This window comes from Aequoribacter fuscus, from assembly GCF_009910365.1.
Classification (GTDB): Bacteria; Pseudomonadota; Gammaproteobacteria; order Pseudomonadales; family Halieaceae; genus Aequoribacter; species Aequoribacter fuscus.
The window spans coordinates 1708392-1725724 of sequence record NZ_CP036423.1 but is presented as its reverse complement, the minus strand read 5'-3'; the positions used below and the strand labels follow the sequence as shown (position 1 = coordinate 1725724).

Here is a 17333-nt window from a genome sequence, read left to right as displayed (position 1 = left end):
ATGCGCCAAAAGTCGAGTCGTCGTTATCTGCGCTCTACCTGATCTTGATGTGCGTCAATAATCGAAACCCCAGAGTCTTGCGCATCTTTAAGAGTTTGACCCTGATCAATATCCGAATTCTTCAACGCATTAAGATGATCCCATGGATGATTAAATCGTCCAATATCCGAAGACTTAGAGAAGGAGTGGTTATGAAGAAGCGAGCTTGGATCTCACCTCTGTTGGCAGCAGCTGGTCTGGCAATGGCGACGGGCAATGTCAATGCCTATGAAGCGGGTGACTGGATAGTCCGTGCAGGTGCCGCAACCGTTGCCCCTGATGAGAAAAGTGACTCCGTGGTTCTTCCCACTGCCCCGGCTACCGTGTTGCCGGGTGTCTCGGTCGATAACGACACCCAGCTGTCGCTTATGGGTATTTACATGGTGAGCGACAGTTTAGGTCTTGAGGTGCTGGCGGCCACGCCTTTTAGCCATAATATTCAGCTTAACGGTGCAAATATACCCGCTGGCGACACGAAGCACTTGCCACCAACAGTCAGTTTGCAGTGGTATCCGCGCGGTGGTAGTCAAGGTTGGCAGCCTTACCTGGGCTTGGGTCTTAATTATACCGCGTTCTTTAGTGAGGACCCCTCACAAGAATTAGCCGATACCCTAGGTGCGTTGCTGGGTGCCAACCGAGTCGGTTTGCAGCTCGAAGATTCTTTTGGGTTGGCAGCTCAAGCAGGTGTTGATATTCCCTTGAATGATCAGTGGTCCGTAAATTTTGGCGTTTGGTGGGTAGATATCGATACAACGGCCAAGGTTAAGACGGATGTGGGTACGGTAAAATTTGACGTCGAATTAGACCCCATGGTCTACAACATCGGTATTGCTTACCGGTTTTAAGTCGCTACGTGGTGTCCCCAACACCACTGCTTCGCCCCGCACTAGCGGGGCTTTTTTTAATGCATGCTGTGACGCAGCAGCATGACCAGATTTAGCATGCCCCAAGCGCACAGGGTCGCGCCAATAACTTGTCTTACCCAAAGCTTCTTGAAGAATTGAGAAACCCAGTTGGCCCCAAGGCTAGCCGTGAGCATGGCGGGTAGGGTCCCAAGACCAAAAAATAGCATTAACACGGCAGAATCTCTGGCATTTGCGTGCGCAGATGCCCAGGCTAAAGCGCTGTATATGAGTCCACAGGGTAGAAATCCCCATGCGGCTCCAAGTGCTAGCGCCTGTGGTATTCGTCTGGCGGGTAGGAGTGGACGACTTACGTTTTGTATCGGCCTCCAGACGACCGCGCCAAGGCGCTCCAAATGTTTCAGTCCGAACCACCAATTCGCCGTATACAGCCCCATTGCGATCAACATAAGTGCCGCTATTACACGCAGTCCCATGCGCCAAGCGGGTAGATCGAGCATGCTAGCGGCTGCGCCTAAGAAGAACCCTAGCGCTGCATAACTGGTAACTCGACCAGCTTGGTAGGCTAGGATCAAACTGCGACGATTGCGAGATCCAATGCCGATAGCGCTGGCAATGCCCCCACACATACCAACACAATGACCGGCGCCGGCTAGCCCCAACAGGCTCGCAGCTACTAGGTTGGCTTCAGTGATCATTGGTGTCCTTGTTATCCGTATGGTCGTCTTCAAAAATGATGTTGGCATGGCGGTCTAGGTCGCTATATTGCCCGGACTGAATGGCCCACAGCACGAGTTTGAGCGTCACCACGCAGAAGATTAGTGCGATTGGAATGAGAAAGTACAGAGTCGACATAAGATCATACCTAAGCCATAGGGTGATTTTTTAGGCGCAGCGAATTGAAGACAACAATGAGCGAACTGAGCGACATGCCCAGCGCAGCTAGCCACGGTGGGATATGTCCCAGGCAAGCGAGAGGGATGGCAACAATGTTGTAGCCCAGGGCCCAAATCAGATTCTGTTGGATAATTTTTCGTGTTCGTAAGGCGAGACGATGAGCCAGTTTGATCGGTGTTAAATCAGAGTCGGTCACCACAATATCGGCCTTTGCGCGGGCCAAGTCGGTGGCTTGAGATACTGCGATTCCAGTATTCGCTTGCGCTAGCACAGCTGCGTCGTTGATACCGTCTCCTACCATCAAAACCTTTCGGCCCTGGTGCTGCAAATCACTCAGGTACGCTAATTTTTGCTCCGGACTTAATCCAAAGGCGCAGGCGTCGAAGGGTAACGCTGTTGCCAAGCTGTGGGCATGGGCACTGGCGTCACCGGTCAACAGTAGTGTGCGAATGCCTGCGTCTCGGTAATACTCTACCAGGGCTTTAGCATTAGATCGAAGTTTGTCCTGTAAGCCGAACAGAGCCACAATATTGCTGTCAATGCTGAGACCGATCCAGTGCAGAGGTTCGGTTGGCCAGGGCGAGGGGAGTTTAGCTTGGGTCAAAAATGCCGCGTTACCTATCTCTAAGCGCAGGCCTTTATGCATGAAACTAAGCCCTTGCGCCTCACGTCGTGGTCTACACTCGGAGTCGGATTCTAACAGCGCGCTGACAGCACTTTTGAGGCTCTCATCGACGTGTTCATAGTTGACTGTGCCGGCAAAAGCGCTCGCAATGGGGTGGGCACTGTGGGATTGTAAAGCTTGCGCTAAAATGAAGTAATCACTCGCCTTGAGCTTGCCAAAAGTGAGCGTCTTGACGCACTCAAATTGACCGTCGGTCAGTGTTCCTGTTTTGTCGAAGATCACGGTGTCGATGTGGCTGAGTTGCTCAATTGCATTGTCACCGCGGATGATGGCGCCCACTTGACGCAAACTTTGCGCCGCGGTAGTTAGTGCTGCCGGTGTCGCTAGACCAAGGGCACAGGGGCAACTGACGACCAATACCGACAATGCAATCCAAAAGGCGTTGTCGGGTTCATGTTGCCACCAGTAATAGGCGGTTGCGCTAGCAATAGTAAGAACCCCAAGGATAAACACGCCAGCAATACGATCGGCTAGTTGGGCGATTTTTGGCTTTTGGGTCTCGGCGAAGCTTATCGCGTTCTCGAGGGCTTTGAGTTTGGTTGAGTCGGGATCTGAGGTGACCTCTAGGTCAATCGATTGTTTGAGATTGAGCGTTCCCGCGAAAACGTGATCGCTTGCTGTAACCGCCCTTGGCACTGACTCACCCGTGAACGTACTTTCGTCGATGTCGCTGTCACCGCTTACGACAATTCCGTCGAGGGGTATGGTATCTCCGGCAAACACCCGTATTCGATCACCGTATTTAAGATCTCTGATCGAACAGTATTCAAGGGTATTTTCAAATAAGCGATTGGCAACGCGGGGTAGGGTGTCCTGTATTTTCTGTAGGCTAAGGCTGCTCGCGAATCGGCTCCGGTGCTCGAAATAGCGTGCAACCAGCAGAAAAAAAACAAACATAACGACAGAGTCAAAATACACCTCGCCACTTGCTGTCACAGTGGCGTAAATGGACGCCGCTATGGCAAGGCCTAGCGCGATTGAGATGGGTAGGTCCATGACCACGGCGCCATGTCTCAGATGAGACCATGCAGATCGGAAAAACGCCCCGCCACTGTACAGCGTAACAAACAGGGCGATAGGTAAACTGACCCAGCGCATCAGTTGTTGATATTCGATTTCCATGCCTTGTATTGCGCCGGCGTGGAGGGCGATAGCGAACATGCCGACCTGCATCATGCCAAGACCGGCCACGGCGAGACGTTTTAGCATGAGCTTGTTTTCGAGTCCCAGGAGCTTGGTTCTTTCTGAGCTTTGGAAGGGTTGAACACGATACCCCAGTTTGCCAATACTCTGCATGAGTTCGGTTAGGGGGGTACTCGAATCGACCTCTGCGTTAAGTGTTGATTCGCTCAAGCTTACTCGCGCCGCTTTTACACCGACGGTTCTGAGTGCTTGGCGTTCAACCAGCCAAGAACACGCTGCGCAGGTCATTCCTTGGATTAACAGCTGAACCGTGTGAGTATCTGTTGTGCTCGGATCACCCGTTGATGTGCCAAGTTCGCTAAAGTCGTACGAGTCGTAGCTCAGGTTCAGCAATTGTTCAGGCGGTGTTTCTGCGTAGTGTGTTCGCTGTGAGTAGAAGTGCGCCATGCCTGATTCGACGATCAGGTCAGCGACCGCCTTGCAACCAGCGCAACACATCGGCCGCTCTCGTCCCTCGATAACACTGCTAAAGGTCGAGGGTCCATCTATCGGCTCGCCACAGTGAAAGCAACCGGGGGTACCTGCCTTTACATTTGGCAAGATGATTTCAGGGGGCGCCATTACTGAAAGCTTTCTCATCGATCACTCCAGACACCAGCCAGACCTCGGGCTCGGCGCCAGAAACACTCCAATGCCAAGTGCGTGAGATCTGTGTTGGTAGAGTGGCGAAGAAAACGCCATCGGGTCCGGGCAACAAGGCCAAGGAAAAGTCCTTGTCGGCTTCCATGGGATGCGCCAGCAAAAGCGTCAGTTCGGAACTTGGTGCGACATTCCGGGTCCTGAGAACAACGTGTTCATCCGCCAAGCTAAGAGTGATATGGATCCCTAGTCGTTGAGCTGCCTCGCGATGCTCCAAACGTTGATTGATGGCCAGACCAACTTTGTAGTAGTCATCTACGACCAAATCATCGGCATGACGAAAGGCGATCGATACTGTGATCAAGCTCGCGGTGACCACGGTGCCCAGAAGGGCGATGATAAACCAGGGCCAGAACTCTTTATACCAAGGCTGGCTGCTTAGTGCTGAGGATATGGGTTTACTCATAGGGGTCTCATAAATCGCGACTCTATTCGAACCGACAGCTGGGGATTATCCTCTGCTGTTAAGTTAAAGTGAATAGGGCTCGATGCTGTAGCACTAGCGCCAGACGGCGCATTTAAACGGAGCGATACGGTCAGGTCTTCACCGGCTGGCACCAAAGGCTCACGATTACCCATAATGAGAACGTCGTCAAGACCCTCCACCGACAGCAAGTAGCGGTGCTGTTGATCGGTCATATTGACAATGTGTAGGGTGTAGATGTTCTCGATGCGACCGTCATTGGTCTGTACGTACAAGTCGCCGCGATCACGCATAACCGTGAGTTCCAGCGGTACACGGTTGATGAGATTGTAGGCAAACACACTCATCATGATGCAGAGCATCGCCGCATAGCCGAGGATACGAGGGCGGAACCAGTGCATTTTGCCACCCGCCAATTCGTGCTCGCTGGTGTAGGAGATCAGGTCGCGTGGATATTGCATTTTATCCATTATCGAATTGCAGGCATCAATACATAGGGCGCAACCAATGCATTCGTATTGCAGACCCTCGCGAATATCAATCCCAGTGGGGCAGACCTGCACACAAAGTTGGCAATCGATGCATTCTCCTAAGCCCAGCTCTTTAGGGTCGGCGTCGTGTTTACGAGAGCCTCTCGGTTCCCCTCGCGCGTGATTGTAAGAGACGATGAGAGTATCTTTGTCGAACATGACGGATTGGAAACGTGCGTAGGGGCACATGTATTTGCAGACTTGTTCTCGCATCCAGCCCGCATTGATATAGGTCGCCAGCGTAAAAAACACAGTCCAGGCGGCTTGCCAGAAACCGGTGCTGAAGGTTGCCAGCTCGGGTACCAGTTGTTTTATGGGATAGAAGTAGCCTACGAAGGTCATACCCGTCATGAAAGCGACGACCATCCACGAGCTATGCTTCATGCCTTTGCGCCAGACTTTCTCGATACTCCACGGCGCTTTATCAAGTTTGATGCGTTGGTTCCGGCTACCTTCAAAACGCTGCTCTAGATACATGAAAATGGCAGTCCAAACGGTTTGCGGGCAGGTGTAGCCGCACCAAACCCGACCGGCGACCACCGTCACAGCGAACAGAGCGTAGGCGGCGATAATGAGCAAAAATGCAAGCAAGGAAAAGTCCTGCGGCCAAAAAGTCATGCCTAAGATATGGAACTTGCGGGCCGGTAAGTCGAACAATATCGCTTGGCGTCCGCCCCATTCAAGCCAGGGTAGCCCAAAATAACCGATCAACAGGGGCCAGCCTGTGTAGAGACGTAAGCGTTGAAAGAAACCTTCAATTTTTCGTGTGTAAATTTTTTCGCGTTTTTGGTAAAGGTCGACTTCAGCGACCTCGGCAGGAATGGCTTCGGTTAAATCAATACGTTGATCATCATTCATTGTCTAACAGCTACCTCATGTTAGATGTGAAGGCTCCCGTGACCTCAGGGGAACTTAGTTCCCCTGAGTGTTAGACAACCCGTACACATAGGCGGTAAGAATATGGATTTTATCCTCTGACAGTAGGCTACTTTGGAGGGGCATCATGCCATTGCGGCCGACGCGCAGAGTGTGCGCGATGTCAGCTTCGCTGCCGCCATAGAGCCAAATGCCGTTGGTCAGGTTAGGTGCTCCGACAAGCTGATTGCCCGTGCCGTCGGCTTGGTGGCAGGCCGCACACAACATGCCGAATTTCTGTTTACCCGCTTCAGCGAGCGCGGGGTCTGCGGAGCGATTATTCAGCCTCAACAAATAGGCTGTCATTTCTTTGATTCCCTGGTCACCAAGCACAGGCCCCCAAGCAGGCATGGCCGCCTGTCGCCCATAATTGAGGGTATGCTTAATGGCCTCAGGTGAACCGCCCCACAGCCAATCATTATCGGTCAAATTGGGAAAGCCATAGGCTCCGCGCGCATCTGCTCCGTGGCATTGGGCGCAATGGTTACCAAACAGACGTTGTCCCATTTTTTTGACGGCGGGATCAAACGCAATTTCTTCGATAGGTAAGGCGAGGTAACGGTCGCGCATAGCTCGATATCTTTCCTCGGCTTTAGCGACTTCAGCGTCGTGCTGGCCTTGCTGCGTCCAGCCGAGTAAGCCTTCCCATTTGCCCATGCCTGGGTAGGCGACCAAGTAGCCTAGGCCCCAAATAATGGTCACAGTGAACATAAAGAACCACCACGCAGGAAGTGGATTGTCATATTCTTCGATGCCATCATACACGTGACCCGTCGTCTGATTTTCGGCGTTGTCCTTCTTGCGGTTTCCGAACAGTAGCCAAGTGATACCGACGATTGTGATGGTCGTCAGAATGATGATCCAGTTGCTCCAAAAACTAGTCATTGTGGGTCTCCTGTGACTTAGTCGTGGCGGTGTGTTCGTCTGCGAACGGTAACGAGGCCGCCTCTTCAAATTCTTTTTTCCGGGCGCTACTGTAAGCCCAGACACATAACCCTAGGAACGAGCACAGCATCAACACCGTGCTAAGACCGCGCAGATCATTAATGTCCATCAGCGTTTCTCCGAGAGCACAGTGCCTAAGTTTTGTAGGTAGGCAACGACCGCATCGATTTCTTTCTTGCCCTCAACTGAGGCTGCAGCGCCATCGATATCCGCTTGTGTATACGGCACGCCAAGTGCTTGTAATGTCGCCAGCTTCTTCGGTGTTACGCTGCTATCGATCGTGTTCTCAAACAGCCATGGGAAGGCCGGCATGTTGCTTTCAGGCACGACGTCACGCGGGTTCATCAAGTGGGCTCTGTGCCAATCGTCACTGTAACGTCCGCCAACGCGAGCCAGGTCGGGCCCCGTTCTTTTGGAGCCCCACAAGAATGGGCGGTCGTACACAAATTCACCGGCTACTGAGTAGTGCCCATAGCGCTCACTTTCTGCGCGTAGAGCGCGAATCATCTGAGAGTGGCAGGTATTGCAGCCCTCACGGATATAGATGTCGCGTCCCTCGAGCTGCAGGGCGGTTAAGGGCTTCAGACCGTCAACGGGTTCAGAGACTTGCTTCGAGAAAATCAGAGGCACTAGTTCAACTAGCGTGCCAAAACTGATCGCCACGATGGTCAAGATGATCATCAGGCTCACATTTTTTTCAATGACTTCATGCTTCATGATGATCTCCTTAAGCCGTCGCTGCTTGTGTGTCAGCTACCGTAACCTCGTCATTGCGAATGGTCATGTAGACGTTGTAGGCCATGAGTACCATGCCTGCGAAAAAGATAAATCCGCCGGCAAGTCGAACCATATAGCCGGGGTAGCTTGCGACAAGCGATTCAACGAAGGTGTAGGTTAGCGTGCCGTCTTGGTTGTAAGCGCGCCACATCAAGCCCTGCAATATACCGTTGACCCACATGGATGCGATGTAGAGCACGGTGCCAATCGTCGACATCCAGAAATGCGTGTTGATCAGGTCGATGCTGTACATTTTGCTTTTGCCAAAGAGCACGGGGATCAGGTGATACATCGAGCCGATGGAGATCATCGCTACCCAACCCAGTGCGCCAGAGTGCACATGTCCAATCGTCCAGTCGGTATAGTGGCTCAGTGAATTCACCGTTTTGATCGACATCATCGGACCCTCGAAGGTCGACATGCCGTAAAACGAAAGACTGACCACTAAAAAACGCAAGATAGGATCCGAACGCAATTTATGCCAGGCACCCGATAAGGTCATGATGCCATTAATCATTCCGCCCCAGCTCGGTGCCAGAAGAATAAGCGACATGACCATTCCCAAGCTTTGGGCCCAATCGGGCAGGGCTGTGTAATGCAGGTGGTGAGGGCCGGCCCAAATGTACACCGCAACCAAAGCCCAAAAATGCACAATGCTCAAGCGATACGAGTAAACAGGGCGTTCCGCTTGTTTGGGCACGAAGTAGTACATCATGCCCAAAAATCCGGCGGTCAAGAAGAAACCCACGGCGTTGTGACCGTACCACCACTGCACCATCGCATCAGCGGTGCCCGCGTACAGACTGTAAGCCGTGAAAAAATTCACCGGTAGAGCCGCACTGTTGACCACATGAAGCACGGCGACGGTAATGATAAAGGCGCCGAAGAACCAGTTGGCTACGTAAATATGGCTGACTTTGCGCTTGGCAATGGTTCCAAAAAATACGACCGCATAAGCCACCCAAACAATGGTGATCAGCACATCAATCGGCCAGATGAGCTCGGCATATTCTTTCGAAGAGGTGTAGCCTAAAGGCAAGCTGATTGCCGCGAGCAAAATAACGAGCTGCCAACCCCAAAAGGTAAATGCGGCCAGCCCATCGGAGATTAAGCGTGCTTGTGTTGTCCGTTGTACCACGTAATACGACGTGGCGAAGAGTGCGCAACCGCCAAACGCAAAGATCACAGCGTTGGTGTGTAAGGGACGCAGGCGTCCAAAACTAAACCACGGCTGTTCGAAGCTAAGGTCTGGCCAGACGAGCTGCGCTGCGATAATCACGCCGACGAGCATGCCGACAATACCCCACACAATTGTCATTACGGCAAACTGCCGCACAACTTTATAGTTGTAGACGGGGTGCTCAAGTTGTTCGTTTAATTCATTCATGATTTTCTTCCGTAGTCTTGGGCACTGTTAAGCGGAATGATCGGTAAATTCTGGAGCAAAGCCGTACTCCCACGCGAGGATGGTGACCACTAAAATGCCAACAAAAATAACCAGTGCAATGGCGATGATGGCACTAGAGAACAAAAAGCCACGCTCCTCTGGAATATTCATGACGATGGGAATACCGAGATACAGTAAATACGTTGACCACGAGAGTGCGACAACGCCGATGAGCAGGTCTAACCACAACAGAGGATGGAAGCCGACTAACCCGGCAACGAAGAGCGGTGAGCAGGTAAGTCCTGCAATCACAATGCCACGTGTGAGGGTGGAATTTGCGCCATACGTCGAGGACATCCAGTGAATGAAGTAGCCGATGATGGCAACTGAGCCAATCATTACGAGGTAGAACAGGAACGCAATCTCGGTGGCACTGCCCTCGGTCAGTCGAATGGCGTCGCCAGATGATCCCACTGTCCAGCCCACGCGGCTAGTACCGTAATACCACGCAACAGCGGGCAATATCGCCATAACAACAGGGAAAAGAGCCAGGGAATTAAAACTTGATCCCTGAAGCTGGGCGACGCGGCGCCAGGCCGTGTGCGGTTGTACCAGCAGGGCTAAGCCATGTTGAATCATGTGTGTTCTCCTTTATGAGTTTGCGCCCCAACACGCATTGGATATTTTATCGCGTCCCCAAATCATTACTTTGACTTGAGTCAAGTTGCGCTTAGCAGTGCCGCGATTAGGACGCTTCTTGGTGGCTAACTTTTGTGTGGGCGATTTCGGTTAATGCATCGAAATCTAGAATGGCGACTTCTTTATTATCGACCTGGAGTATCGACTTTTTTTGCAACCGACCGATGACTCGGCTCACGGTTTCAATGGTGAGCCCTAGATAATTTCCGATGTCGACCCGGGACATGGGCAGGCGAAATCGATTTGCGCTGAGTTGTCGACGGGCGTTGCGTGACGAGATGCTCAGCAGCAGTGCGGCAATACGCTCGTCTGCTGAATTTTTGCTGAGAAGGGTGATGAGCTGCTGGTCCTCGGTAATTTCACGGCTCATCAACTGGAAAAAGTGGCGTTGAAGATTGGGAATTTTAGCGCTCAATTCGCCAAGCGAATCAAAGGGGATTTCACAGACGGCGGAGGTTTCCAAGGCTTTCGCGGTAGAGGCGTGGATATTGCGACTAATACCATCCATGCCCAAGAGCTCGCCCGGAAAGTAGAATCCGGTAACCTGCTCGCGGCCATCATCGGTCGTCGCAAAGGCTTTGATACTGCCCGAGCGGACCGCGTAGATGGAATTGAAGACGTCGCCCTCGTGGAATAAGTACTCGTTTTTATGGATAGGCTTACTGCGCTGGACGATGGCATCTAGGGCATCAATATCTTTGCTTTCTAAAGACAGTGGCAGACAAAGTGTATTGAGTCTGCAATTGCTGCAATTGGTCTTGAAGTCGTGGTGGCAAGGTGCGTCACTCGCCAAGTGTATTTTTGTATCCATAAGAACCGCACCCCCCAATGGTGTCGTTCATTGTCCCTACAATAGTGTATTAGTTTAATCTAATATTGATTCTCTGGTCTGCCCCTGTGACAATTTGTCATACCGTCTTCGAATATTTTATGTCAACAGGCGTTCGCTCGAGCCAAGCGTCGAATACCATACACAAATTGCGTAAAAAATGTCGGCCAAGGGTTGTCAAACGGTAGCCAGAGTCCGTTTCGTTTATTAACCCATCCGCGATGAACTCTTGCAAGTCTTCAATTTCTTTTTTTAGATAGCGTTGGGCTTGATAACCGTACCGTTGACAGGTTTCCGAGAGCGAAAACTCAAGTTTACAGCAGATATCCATGATGATGTCTCGGCGCAAGAGGTCATCTTGAGTAAGTGTCAGCCCGCGGCTGATGGGCGACTCGTTAGCTTCAGTCTTCGCTAAATAGTCATCGAGGTTACGAGCGTTCTGCACGATCATGTCGCCGATCTGTGAAATGGCAGAGTGCCCGATGCCCATCATATCTTCGGCACTTTTGAGCGAATAACCCTGAAAGTTACGCAGCAGACGGCCCTCGCGTTGCGCCACCGACAACTCATCTGTCGTCTTGACGTAATGATCTAGACCTATTAGGACATACCCTGAATCCGCGAGCGTTGTATCGATCAGTCGCTGTAGTCGCAGTCGCTGAGTGGCGGAGGGTAGTGTTAGCCGGTCGATAGCACGTTGGGAGGTGAATCGATTGGGTAGATGAGCATAGTTATAGCAAGCAATCCGGTCGGGTCCGAGTCGAATGACCTTAGCAAGCGTTTTGCTGAAGCTCTGTTCGCTTTGATGAGGTAGCCCATAGATGAGGTCAAAAGACAATGACTTGAATCCGTGCTCGCGAATACTGTGGGTCAGATCGGCGACCATTTCGTAAGGCTGCACACGGTTAATGGCTTTCTGGACGAGGGGGTCGAAATCTTGAATCCCCAAGCTCAAGCGATTGAATCCGAGTCCTCGCAGCAGGGCTATTGTTTGTTTGCTCACGGTCCTTGGATCAATTTCGATGGAATATTCCCGATCCGGTGCGTCGGTTAATTGGTAGTTTCGAGCGATGAGGTGCATCAATTGGGTCAGCTCGGCATCGCTTAAATAGGTTGGGGTGCCACCACCCCAGTGTAGCTGAGTCACGAGACGCTGGTTTAAGCCCCAATCTCGATAGCGAGCAAGTTCTTTGTCGAGGGCGTTCAAATACTCTTGTCCAGCGCCGGGTGTTCGTGTGACCACCTTATTGCAGGCGCAGTAGTAGCAAATAGAGCGACAAAATGGGACATGAACGTACAGCGATAAGGGCAGATCGCGCTGATCGGCTTGCGCGCAGCGTGCCTCAAATTGATTGGTCGCGAAGGCCTCACTCAGGTGGGGAGCGGTGGGGTAAGATGTGTAGCGCGGCCCCGGCCTCTGGTATTTCGGTGCCAGACGCTCGATGTCAGCCTGAAGATGGGAGGCATTCTGGGACATGTGAGGCCCGCTTCTGTTGCACAAAGAAGCGAGTAGCTTATCGCAGTGTCGTCTTCGGTCGCTTGATTTGGGTCAAATCGCGCTCAATGCTTCAGTGTGTCAAGCTCGCGAGTGATCTGACTTAGGGGTTTGACGGCGGACCGCAAGGTCTCTTCTCCGCTCAGGCTTGAGCGCAAGAACTCGGGCACTGAGCTTGCGCCTTGTGGACTTAAAAATACCACTGGGCAACCCAACAAGCGCGCGCTATCGAGCTGCCGTAGCTGCTGTTCATTCGTGTCGCCGGCGTCGTCGACGGTAACCTCCAGAAGATCACAGGTCGCTGAGGTTAGACATCTGGGGTCTGCATTCATTACGTTGCTGCCGATAATTCGGCAACCGATATCTGAGAGTATTTGAGTGAATTCTTGCAGTGATTCGACCGAGGCTAGGGAGTTGTTCAAGTCTACGCGAAAGTACAGTTTATTGGTGCCAACACCATACTCCGATATGTCGTCGAGTAAAGCATCGCAAAAGGCAAGCTCATTGAGGCTAGTACTGGCGATATCGATAACGCAGTTTGGTATTTCTCGCTCCTGCTCAGCTAGGGACTGCAACCAAGCAAATACTGCCTGTATGCGCCAACGGTCTATCGCAGGATGGAGTTCGTTGCGGTAAGTGGTGTAGGGCGATTGAATTTCTTCGCCGGTTTCAAGGTCTTGCAGCCGGAACTCAATGCGCCTCTCGACGACTTCACTGTGGTAATGGGTCCAGTGCAAGTGGAACGCAAATAATGCGATGGCAGTATGGTCGAAATTGGCCCTGAGGTGTTCATTGTCGGTCAGACCGTCACGTCCCAGATTCGAGAGCGCGAGCGCCGACTCCGCGGAGGCCGCGGCAAGTGTGTTCAGAGTGCTGGTTGCTTCATCGCCCCCGGTCAGAGCGGTATCGATTTGGAGCGTTTTCCACTGCACTTCCAATGGCAGCATTTCGTCGCCGGTGGCGACGGTGAGTTGATTCAGGCTGCGAGTTAGGGCTTTCAGCCGCTTACGCAGACTGACGTCCGACTCTCCGAAGAAAATCACAGCAATCTTGGCGGTAGCAAAGTGGCCTAATATTTGTTCATCCGCTAGGTGGCTGGTCAGTGCATCGATCAGTGTGTTGTCGTAGGCTTCTACGATCACCTTGTCATAGAGGGCCGCGACGAGATCAATGTTATTCGCTGCGAACAAAGCTAAGTGCATCGATTGACGCTGTTCCATTGCTTGCTGGCTCGACACCACAACTTGCTTGGCGAACGAATCACTCGATAGTGCGTTGGTGGCACCGAAATACTTCGTGGATTCGAGTCTCCGTGGCGTGAATTCGTGGAGTCGTTGCAGGAGTTGCCGGTCGAGTATCGGTAGTTCTTCAATGCTACGAATAGGATGTTGGCCACGGTGAAGCAAACGCGCAAACCCCAGCAAATTGGTGTCTAGAGTCTTTTGGCCTCGTTCGTTGGCAAATACAAATTGGTCTTGGTCTGGATTGTGCCACGCCAAATAGACGCGACGTTCTTGCGCAGCATCGCTTAACCAAGTGTCCACGGGTATCGCAAGTGCCCTCCTGACGAGGCGATTCAAGCGAGGAAGGGACTGAAGTCTTTCACGCAGATTACTCGCGCTAAGCTCTTTAAACAGTCCTGTATCAAAGATATTCACCATGTCGATCTCACGCTGCCCGCACACTTCGCTGCGCAACGCGGCACAGTGTGTCACGTGACTGACTCGGGTCGGTAAAGTCTCTGAAATCTCGCTTTCGATGCTGCCTAGCAATTTGGTTGCCGCCGTCACCTGGCTCGCTTCGATGTTCGCGTTGGTAACGCGAGCCTGTAACACCGTGACGAAAAGACCAATGTTTGCCCTGAGTCGCGAGGCCTCTGACGCAGGATCTTTGCTGCGCAGTCGATTAAGGGTCAATAGCTCCAGCCAGCCCTTGGTAACTAAAGCGCACAAGCTCGCGGATGTTTGGGTGCTTGGTAAAGCATCTTGCAGTTCACGTAAGGTGGCCAAGCGAGCGTCTCGGTAGCGCACTTGCCCCTGCTCAACTTGCCTCAGACGCTCGATGTTGCGATGGAATTGCCGCTCTTGTTGCTGCCGAATGGCCGCGGTTTGCTCAGCGAGTTCAGCCGCCGATTCGGAGTCTAGAGCCTGATTTTGTCCAACTTGCGCAATCAAATCGACAACCCGCGTTTGCAGTTTAGGGTTGGGGTATAAATCCGCACGAGCGAGCTGCGTTAATTGATCAAACGCCAAGCGCATTGGGTGCTGATTATTGATTAAGAAGTTGGGGTCCTCGCGCGCAATTTGCTGCATCGGTGTTTGCAAGGACTCAATAGCCGCCCCCAGAGTGGGGTTGAGGTTTGCGTCGCTCCTGACTTGAGCGAACATGTCGGCGACTAAGTTGTCTGAGAATTCATTAGGGTCTTCGGTATCCCCCATGGATGCCATTAAACGTTCGATAAAAGCGGCTTTATCTTTGTCGACCTGCAGCGTCACCAAATTGTTGTCAGGCAGAGTTGCTGCGACCGCGCTTAACTCTAAATCGTGCTCTTGAGCGCCACTCGGCTGTCTTTCTATTTTCGGTTTAACCGGCCGCGGCCTCGATGGGTTGGGTTGCGACGGTAACAGCGGTGCCCCCGCTTCAAGCCGCCTTTCGACGTCTGGTTCAAGCCCTGCTTGTTTGAGAACAAGGTTGATGTTCGCGTACACGGTTTTTGCCTTGCGCAGCAGCAAATGACCGCAGAAGTCAAAGATGCGATGGCTAAGTTCGTTCGGGATTTCTCGCTGATTGAGAGCGCGTTTCAAGCTCGGTATTAGTAAGTTAAGCGATAGCGGTAGCAGATTGGGCTTGGGCTTAACCCCTTTTAGCGACGCGTAACGAATCATCATGAGTTCGAATACACCGCGGTGGTGATCTTCACCCAGACGTAATAAACGTTTGACAGCGAGGCTTTCCTCGAATTCTTTCAGATCCACCAGATCGAGCTCTTCCTGAGTAATCTGATCTATGCGTTTTTTGTGTGTGTTCGCTTTGAGGTCTGGGTTGCCCTGAAGTCGCCGCTGTAGATCGCGCATTAGGATCTCGAGCATTCTGGGCTTAACGATTTCTACCTGCCGCATTCCCTCGAACATTATCTCTTGCTGAGCCTGCAGCAGCTTTGGGTTTAATGAGGCGGTTTGAAGATCGGCAACCAACGCCGTAAATAGGTTGTCGAACAATTCTTGGAGCTGAGCCAGAACGTAGTGATTGGTCTTCTCAAGTAACGCTCGTTTTTCTTCAGGTGTGAGCACGCGAGCGCGGCTAGTGTCCGAATGACTGTCCGGCGCGCCGCGCACACGTTCGCGTAACTTGAGCTCGTCCGTCGTATTTAACTCGAGCACAACCAGACTCACGTGGTCTATCGCAGTGGCCAGGATTTCAACGTTAAGGCAAAGCGTGTCTGCAGCGCTAGGGATAAATAATTGCCCCGTCTCGCCTACTTGGGCTGGGGGAGTTGGTATGTCTCCGGGTTCAGGCAGCGCCGGAACAGCCAACAGTAACTCATTGATGTTTTTACCAAATTTGAGTGCGCCGCGCTGTTGCCTGTGGTCGGACAGAATCAAGCAGGGGATTTCGAGATTGTCGGGCGCGGTGTTGCTCATGTGTTAATCAAAACCGTTGGCAGTTAACCAAGCAGAGTACCGCAAAGCACACGGGCAAAGCCAGTGCCCCACAGTGCCTACGGACTAAATAGTTTGAGTAAATCAGCTGCGTGGTCGCTGACGAAGTATTCGGCTGTGCTGTCTGTGGGTGGCCGAACACTGGCAAGGTAATAACCCGATCTATTTGCACCGGCATCGACAACAGTACCCACTAAGTCGCCTGTTTGGCTTGTTATTTTAGACTCGGTTGTAAGACCGGGTGAGCACTGCAAGAGGGCGAGTTGATGCTTGGATTGCCCCTTATAGTGTAAGCGCGCGATGATTTCCTGTCCCATGTAACAGCCTTTTTTGAAGCTCACATACCCTAAACGGTCCAAACTCAGTGCTTGTGGGGTGTAAAGGCCGCTCTGCTCAGGGGTTAGTTGAATCATGCCAGAGTGGATTCGCCAATGATGAAATTCATCGATTGAGCTTGCGGTGTATGGGCGCGTTAGCTGATTGATTGCTTGTGGGCTGATCAGCCCGAGGTCGCCAAACCAAAGACCTGCTGGCACCTCTATCGGGTCGCTATCGGGTGGCGCAATGACAAGGCTGTACGTTTCTAGGTTAAGCTCGTTTAATCGGCTTTTAGAGAACGCCACGTATGGCGCGAGCCGACGTTTCAATGCGTCAATGTTCGCTGTGGGCACAACCAGCGTTAACTGTTCTGGTGAATGCTTGTAGACCTTAACAACCAACTCGACACGCCCCTTTAAATTGCACAGCAGCCCGTCAAGGCCCTTGCGGTTGCGAAGGCTTTCCACATCGTTGGTCAGCTGGCCTTGAAGGGTTTTGGCAGCGTCTGGGCCAATAAGTTCGAGAGCCGAGAAATAGGTATTGGGGGTTACCTTAAACATAAGCAGATTTCGTCACAGCGCGTCAAAAACAAGTATAGGTGAGCGTCCCGAAAGCATTCAAAGACGCGATGCAGTATACTACGTTTTTTTACGACTGTTTGGATGAGATCATGGTTGAAGCCGGTGAAGTTAACCGAATGCGCTGGGCGGCACGGCGCGGCATGTTAGAACTTGACTTGTTGTTGGAGCCTTTTGTCGATCAACATTACGCGAATTTGAGCGCTGAGGACCGAGAGACCTTCGAGCAGTTTATGACGTGCCAGGATCAAGATCTGTATGCCTATCTCATGCAGCGCGTTCAGCCGGAGGACCCTAAGTTTGCCGCTTTGGTCGTGACGATTCGAAAACTCACTGGCGCACCGCAAGCCTAGCTTTTATGCCGATTCGTCCAGCGAGGGTCTACGCAGTCCTACCCGGTTTGCTCTGGTGTTTTGACCGAGCGGGGCGCAGCGCCTGGATATGCGCTTGG

Annotated in this window: 16 protein-coding genes; 2 read left to right on the top strand and 14 right to left on the bottom strand. The window is 52.1% G+C overall.

What is annotated here, in order from left to right; genetic code table 11:
- Positions 1–191 precede the first annotated feature (191 nt).
- Positions 192–884 carry an OmpW/AlkL family protein gene (locus EYZ66_RS07790; protein ID WP_009574869.1) on the top strand — a complete coding sequence of 231 codons (693 nt, stop codon included), beginning with the start codon at positions 192–194 and terminating at the stop codon, positions 882–884.
- A 56-nt stretch (positions 885–940) separates the two neighbouring features.
- Here the strand turns inward: EYZ66_RS07790 and EYZ66_RS07785 are convergent, their stop codons facing one another.
- The 14 genes from EYZ66_RS07785 to ygfZ all read right to left on the bottom strand — a co-directional run bounded on the left by EYZ66_RS07785 (position 941) and on the right by ygfZ (position 16864).
- Positions 941–1600: a sulfite exporter TauE/SafE family protein gene (locus tag EYZ66_RS07785; RefSeq protein WP_009574868.1), complete on the bottom strand. Its 660-nt coding sequence runs from the start codon at positions 1598–1600 to the stop codon at positions 941–943.
- On the bottom strand, positions 1590–1757 hold the full coding sequence (gene ccoS / locus EYZ66_RS07780) for a cbb3-type cytochrome oxidase assembly protein CcoS (protein ID WP_009574867.1): 168 nt from the start codon (positions 1755–1757) through the stop codon (positions 1590–1592). Before ccoS ends, EYZ66_RS07785 begins: the two co-directional genes overlap by 11 nt.
- 10 nt (positions 1758–1767) lie before the next feature.
- Entirely contained in the window at positions 1768–4266 is a 2499-nt protein-coding gene (locus EYZ66_RS07775; protein WP_009574866.1) for a heavy metal translocating P-type ATPase, read from the bottom strand.
- Positions 4235–4732, bottom strand: a complete 498-nt coding sequence (locus EYZ66_RS07770; RefSeq protein ID WP_009574865.1) for a FixH family protein — start codon at positions 4730–4732, stop codon at positions 4235–4237. Before EYZ66_RS07770 ends, EYZ66_RS07775 begins: the two co-directional genes overlap by 32 nt.
- Positions 4729–6138 (bottom strand): cytochrome c oxidase accessory protein CcoG, encoded by a 1410-nt coding sequence (gene ccoG, locus EYZ66_RS07765; RefSeq protein ID WP_009574864.1) that lies wholly within the window; start codon positions 6136–6138, stop codon positions 4729–4731. Before ccoG ends, EYZ66_RS07770 begins: the two co-directional genes overlap by 4 nt.
- 54 nt (positions 6139–6192) lie before the next feature.
- Positions 6193–7080 carry a cytochrome-c oxidase, cbb3-type subunit III gene (gene ccoP / locus EYZ66_RS07760; protein WP_009574863.1) on the bottom strand — a complete coding sequence of 296 codons (888 nt, stop codon included), beginning with the start codon at positions 7078–7080 and terminating at the stop codon, positions 6193–6195.
- Positions 7073–7249, bottom strand: a complete 177-nt coding sequence (locus tag EYZ66_RS07755) for a CcoQ/FixQ family Cbb3-type cytochrome c oxidase assembly chaperone (protein WP_009574862.1) — start codon at positions 7247–7249, stop codon at positions 7073–7075. The genes ccoP and EYZ66_RS07755 overlap by 8 nt, the downstream gene beginning before the upstream one ends.
- Complete coding sequence (ccoO, locus tag EYZ66_RS07750; protein ID WP_009574861.1) at positions 7249–7857, bottom strand: cytochrome-c oxidase, cbb3-type subunit II; 609 nt, start codon at positions 7855–7857, stop codon at positions 7249–7251. The genes EYZ66_RS07755 and ccoO overlap by 1 nt, the downstream gene beginning before the upstream one ends.
- A 10-nt stretch (positions 7858–7867) precedes the next feature.
- Positions 7868–9304 (bottom strand): cytochrome-c oxidase, cbb3-type subunit I, encoded by a 1437-nt coding sequence (gene ccoN, locus EYZ66_RS07745; RefSeq protein ID WP_009574860.1) that lies wholly within the window; start codon positions 9302–9304, stop codon positions 7868–7870.
- Positions 9305–9331: 27 nt separating this feature from the next.
- On the bottom strand, positions 9332–9943 hold the full coding sequence (locus EYZ66_RS07740; RefSeq protein ID WP_009574859.1) for a Yip1 family protein: 612 nt from the start codon (positions 9941–9943) through the stop codon (positions 9332–9334).
- Between the two features lie 106 nt (positions 9944–10049).
- Entirely contained in the window at positions 10050–10814 is a 765-nt protein-coding gene (gene fnr, locus EYZ66_RS07735) for a fumarate/nitrate reduction transcriptional regulator Fnr (protein WP_009574858.1), read from the bottom strand.
- 97 nt (positions 10815–10911) lie between these two features.
- The gene (hemN, locus tag EYZ66_RS07730; protein ID WP_009574857.1) at positions 10912–12309 is read right to left on the bottom strand and encodes an oxygen-independent coproporphyrinogen III oxidase; all 1398 of its coding nucleotides are present in this window, start codon (positions 12307–12309) and stop codon (positions 10912–10914) included.
- An 83-nt stretch (positions 12310–12392) separates the two neighbouring features.
- The gene (locus EYZ66_RS07725) at positions 12393–15968 is read right to left on the bottom strand and encodes a DUF1631 family protein (RefSeq protein ID WP_009574856.1); all 3576 of its coding nucleotides are present in this window, start codon (positions 15966–15968) and stop codon (positions 12393–12395) included.
- 77 nt (positions 15969–16045) lie between these two features.
- On the bottom strand, positions 16046–16864 hold the full coding sequence (gene ygfZ / locus EYZ66_RS07720) for a CAF17-like 4Fe-4S cluster assembly/insertion protein YgfZ (RefSeq protein WP_009574855.1): 819 nt from the start codon (positions 16862–16864) through the stop codon (positions 16046–16048).
- A 38-nt stretch (positions 16865–16902) separates the two neighbouring features.
- Here ygfZ and EYZ66_RS07715 point away from each other — a divergent pair, with 38 nt between their 5' ends.
- Positions 16903–17235 carry an FAD assembly factor SdhE gene (locus EYZ66_RS07715; protein ID WP_235714650.1) on the top strand — a complete coding sequence of 111 codons (333 nt, stop codon included), beginning with the start codon at positions 16903–16905 and terminating at the stop codon, positions 17233–17235.
- The last annotated feature ends 98 nt before the right edge of the window (positions 17236–17333 follow it).